This is a genomic window from Psychromonas antarctica, assembly GCF_022267535.1.
Lineage (GTDB): Bacteria > Pseudomonadota > Gammaproteobacteria > Enterobacterales > Psychromonadaceae > Psychromonas > Psychromonas antarctica.
This window is the reverse complement of record NZ_JAHNZV010000164.1, coordinates 1-4,148: the sequence shown is the minus strand read 5'-3', so window position 1 is coordinate 4,148 and position 4,148 is coordinate 1. Positions and strand designations below refer to the sequence as shown.

The 4,148-nt window shown below is 37.3% G+C and carries 3 protein-coding genes; 2 read left to right on the top strand and 1 reads right to left on the bottom strand.

The features are described 5' to 3' along the window. Window positions 1-212: 212 nt before the first annotated feature. The gene (locus tag KSO91_RS16235) at window positions 213-1,352 is read right to left on the bottom strand and encodes an NAD(P)/FAD-dependent oxidoreductase (RefSeq protein ID WP_238744073.1); all 1,140 of its coding nucleotides are present in this window, start codon (window positions 1,350-1,352) and stop codon (window positions 213-215) included. Window positions 1,353-1,712: 360 nt separating this feature from the next. Here KSO91_RS16235 and KSO91_RS16230 point away from each other — a divergent pair, with 360 nt between their 5' ends. Then, on the top strand, window positions 1,713-2,432 hold the full coding sequence (locus KSO91_RS16230; protein ID WP_238744072.1) for a phosphoglycolate phosphatase: 720 nt from the start codon (window positions 1,713-1,715) through the stop codon (window positions 2,430-2,432). Window positions 2,433-2,451: 19 nt separating this feature from the next. Continuing rightward, complete coding sequence (locus KSO91_RS16225) at window positions 2,452-3,909, top strand: FAD-dependent oxidoreductase (RefSeq protein WP_338049791.1); 1,458 nt, start codon at window positions 2,452-2,454, stop codon at window positions 3,907-3,909. Window positions 3,910-4,148 lie beyond the last annotated feature (239 nt).

Sequence of the window (4,148 nt, the reverse complement as noted above, 5' to 3'; positions counted from 1 at the left end):
TGCTTATGCACTTAACTCAGGTAAGATAAAAACACGTCAAAAAATTGCACCACAGAGTAAAATGAGGGAAAACAGAGAAAAACATAAAAAATAATAATTATCTTATATTTTAGTCTATTAGTTTTTTCTCTGTGTAGCGCGCAGCGCCTCTGTTAATGAATGCGAACCGAAACGCAGTTTCGCAGTCGCATGAAGTGTGCGTGGTAGTGGTTTTAATCTTTTTTAAAAAAATAGCCTGAGTCATCTACATAAGCATGTAATTTTATAAATTTTCTATCGATATAATCTTTAATAATAAAAGCAAGTTTGCCTGAGAAGGTAAAAGACCATTTGGATAACACCCCTTCACCATCTCCGAGATTATAGATCAATAGGTAATCGCCACCTGGCGAGAACTTTTCTAAGCGTTTTTCCTCCAGTGCAGCCATTAAATTATGATATAAAACTAAATTTTGACGAACGGCATACACTCCCACTTTATCCAGTGGCTGATCAGCATAATAGATGCAATCCCCTCCTCCAAAAATATTGACGTGGCTGGTAGATTGTAAAAATGAGTTCACTTTTAAACCGCCATCAGGGCCAACATCTAAGCCTGATTTAGAAAATATTTCCGACGGTTTAACGCCGATTGCCGGAAAGATAATATCAGCTCTATAGGTAATATCATTTTCTACCGTAATTGTTCCATCAGCTACTTTTTTAACATAACCTTTTTCGATTATTTCAATACCTTTGCGGACAAGCAATTTACGGACAAGCTTTTGCACTCTAGCGGATCCCTTGGACATTAATCCATGACCGCTAAAAAGTTGTATATGTGGTTGGTGTAATGCTTTTTGTTTGCATAATTGATGGATATTCCCGGCGATCTCTGCAGCAGCGGGGCCTCCTCCGATAACCGCTATTGAAATTGGGCCTTCATTTAACTTTTCAAGAATGGTCTCTTTGGCTCGGTTTAGCTCTTCAATCGGCTTTGCCGTAAAAACGTTATTGCCGCGCCCTGTAACGATATTTTTGGGAACATAAGATCCCGCATTGCAAGAAAGAACATCATATTTAATTTTCTCGTCACTTTCTTCGAGATATACCATCTGCTGTTCGGGGTCAATACGACTAGCATGAGCTTTGACAAATCTCCCCCCTTTACTTTCAACCAACGTTTTAGTTGCAAAGCGGATATCATCAGGTGCGTATGTTCCACCAAGCATCCCCGGTCCCATACCACTATAATAGTGATAATCAGAGGGTTGAATGACGGTGACCTGATACCCTTTAGATATAAATGACTCTAATTTACTAAGGGTGATCATGTGCGCATGCCCTCCCCCTATCAAAACAAGACTTTTCATAGCAATCCTTGTGTTATTGAATACGCTTTCGCAGCATTACAATATGCCCCTTTTCGCCTCAGAATGCTAACTGACGCCCCCCTTAAAGCGACTTTAAAAATGCGAATTCCTAAAAAATGCAAACATGATTAATAAGTACTTTTAACTTTAGTTTACAGGGTAAAGTTGGCGTTTTCTGGACCTTTAAAAAAATAACAATTAATAGTTTTAGATAATAAAGTATTTATTGCTACAGAAAGATTCTTTACGATAATAAGTAAAATAAATGAACTTTATCTTTTACTTACACGTATATTCTTGAGTGTTTTAAATAACGCATGACTTTAATGAGTAAAAAATAGAAATACCTAGGAGTTATTCTTGAAATTCACTGATAAAAAAGCAATCCTGTTCGATTTAGATGGTACTTTGATTGATAGCGCACCTGACTTAGCATTAGCCGTTAACCATATGTTAACCCGTATTGGCCGTGAAGAAATTTCACCAACAATGATACGTTCTTGGGTTGGTAATGGTGCGCGTGTTTTAGTGCAACGAGGTTTGTCTGGCCAGATGGCTATGACTGACAATCTAGATCCTGAATTATTAGAAAAATCGTTAGCTATTTTTCTTGATTTTTATGCTAAAAATTTATGTGTTGATACCGTTACCTATCCTCATGTTCGTTCATCACTTAAGATTTTGAAAGCCAAAGGTTACCAATTAGCGATTGTCACAAATAAACCATATGATTTTATTCAACCTATTCTTGATGGGTTAAAGCTAAATGGTTTATTTGAATTACTGGTGGGCGGTGATACTTTAGAGAAACGTAAGCCGGATCCATCACCTTTACATTATGCTTGTAAAAAATTGGGTGTAAGTGTTCACCAATGTGTGATGGTTGGTGACTCTAAAAATGACATCCTTGCTGCTAACGCTGCTAATATGCAGAGCATTGGCCTAAGTTATGGTTATAACTATGGTGAAGACATTAATGAGCATGATCCTGACATTAGCTTTGATGACTTTGCTGATATTCTTGCAACACTTTCTGATATTAATCAGTATGATTTAACTAAGCAATTACAATATTTTTAACGTAAATATAGATGGTTTTATGATGACTAAAAATCAAATTTCAGATAAAAAAATTGCGATTATCGGCGGTGGTATTGCTGGCGCTTCTATTGCATTGTATTTAAGTGAAATAGGCTTACAAGTGGAGTTGTTTGAAAAGGGTAGCAGTTTAGTTAATGGCCCACCTATTTGCCATTTGCATGCTGGTGGAAATTTGTATCGGGAAATTCCAGATAAGCAATGTATTACTTTATTAAAAGAGTCTATTGAAGCATTACGCCTGTACCCTGATTCGATAGATTATCGTCCAACAGTTATTGCTATCCCGAAACAAGACGCGGGGCAACCATTAGATTTATTGCCTCGATTAAGGCTATTACAAAGTGAATATCAAAAACTAATTAACCAAGATATAAATAACCAAGTGCTCGGTAAGGCGAAGGATTATTACCGATTGTTTGAGCTAGAGGAGTTACAAAAATTAGCGCTTTTAGATGAGCATGAAGTACCTTGCACCTTTGAGCAATGGATGATTCCATTTGCTAAGCATGTCGATTTGTCACTGCTTAAATTCCCAGTTGTATTAGTACAAGAATTTGGTTGGAATGTATTCCGTTTAGGTGCAACGGCTGCATTGTCATTAGAAAAAAATGAATTATGCCAAATACACCTAAATAATAAAGTAACAAAAATAAAGCAAGATAAGCAACAAAAATGGCTTATTACTAGTGAAGAAAAAGGTAATAAAAGCACCCTAGCATTTGATTATCTTATTAATGCAGCCGGTTTTAAAACAGGTGAAATTGATGATTTAGCCGGATTTTACCGTCAACGATTAGTTGAATTCAAAGCGGCTTATGTGACGCAATGGCAAGGAACGGGTGGTTTATGGCCCGAGATTATTTTCCATGGAGAGCGTGGCACTCCGAAAGGAATGGCTCAATTTACCCCCTATGTGGGTAATTTAGTTCAATTGCATGGTATGACAGACGATATTACATTATTCAATAACGGCTTAGTCTCTAATGCCGACAATAGTTCACAACCAAGGTTAGATCCAGAATTATTGCGTAAAATAGATAAAGGCTGGTTAAATCAAGAAATAGCGATGAGAGGCGAACGTGCAATTGCGTATCTGTCTCATTATATTCCTGCTTTTAAACAAGCGACGGTCACCGGGAAACCTTTATTCGGAGCTCAACAGATCCCTGGTGAAGATGCCAATCTTCGCGCTGCCGGTATTTCCTTTGAAAATGACAATTATGCACGTTGTGAAATAGTAAAGGCATCGTCAGTATTAACTTGTGCAGATGCATTGATGCAAAAATTATTTGAAATTGGCTTTGTTGACAAAAATACAGTTGGCGCGCGTTTATTTCCCATTACACATTCGATTAGTGATCAAGCTATTACTGAAAGATCTGAGCTTTATACTCAGCAACGCGGATATCCGATCGGATTAGCCTACCGTAATATTAAGCAGTCATCACTTATTTAACGGCTATTCATCGGTTGGATCTTAAGCAATGAAACGATTGCAAACATGCTCTGAATTTGATCTGATAGCAATTACCACACTACTATCAACATCAAAAGTAGAGCATGAATCGACCAGCAATTCTCGCTCAAATGATCTTTGCTAAGATAAAACAGCTTTTTCAGCTGTTTTTCCATTTTATGCTCGTCAACCTGTGCTTTCCTTGGTTTTTCCTTTTTCAAACAGGCAAGGATCAAGCT